This window comes from Proteus sp. PR00224, assembly GCF_016238105.1.
Lineage (GTDB): Bacteria > Pseudomonadota > Gammaproteobacteria > Enterobacterales > Enterobacteriaceae > Proteus.
In genome coordinates, this window is sequence record NZ_JAEHQU010000025.1 from 1 (window position 1) to 548 (window position 548).

At 35.2% G+C, this 548-nt stretch carries 2 protein-coding genes; both read right to left on the reverse strand.

From position 1 onward, the window contains the following. Positions 1–22 precede the first annotated feature (22 nt). Positions 23–163 carry a cold shock small protein YmcF gene (gene ymcF, locus JEP71_RS17630; RefSeq protein ID WP_419775829.1) on the reverse strand — a complete coding sequence of 47 codons (141 nt, stop codon included), beginning with the start codon at positions 161–163 and terminating at the stop codon, positions 23–25. 7 nt (positions 164–170) lie between these two features. Next, the gene (gene cspE, locus JEP71_RS17435; protein WP_041701226.1) at positions 171–383 is read right to left on the reverse strand and encodes a transcription antiterminator/RNA stability regulator CspE; all 213 of its coding nucleotides are present in this window, start codon (positions 381–383) and stop codon (positions 171–173) included. Positions 384–548 lie beyond the last annotated feature (165 nt).

Sequence of the window (548 nt, forward strand, 5' to 3'; positions counted from 1 at the left end):
TATATATTCAACTATTTAACGCTTAACTCATTTGAGCAGCCATCACAGTCTTACAAAAAATACATTTTGCGCCGTGTGGATTGTTCACTGTAACATCAAATTGTGATGTTCTATATTGTGAACCGCTACAACAAGGGCATTTAAAATAGAGGCGAATAGTAATAGCGCCTTTAGAGAGCCACCACGTTGCCTGCTGCTGGACCTTTCATACCATTTTCAATGGTAAATGAAACTTCTTGGCCTTCCATCAGAGATTTGAAGTCATCACTCTGAATTGCAGAGTAATGTACAAATACATCTTTACTTCCATCTTTAGGAGTGATGAAACCAAAACCTTTATCATCGTTAAACCATTTTACTGAACCAGTCATTGTATTAGACATAGAATTTCCTTTAATTTATTTAATTTGCCATAAGGCATATGAGGGTTTGTTTTTTATTTTTACTTATGGGAATTAATTAGAAGGAATTCGCAATGAAGTGGTATCGAGGATAACGCTAAACGGTGAACAACTTTAAACTGACTAACATAAATAGGCCTGTACTTC

Coding starts and splice junctions, on each gene's coding strand:
- cspE (WP_041701226.1), bottom strand. CDS start 383: ATGTCTAATACAATGACTGGTTCAGTAAAATGGTTTAACGATGATAAA.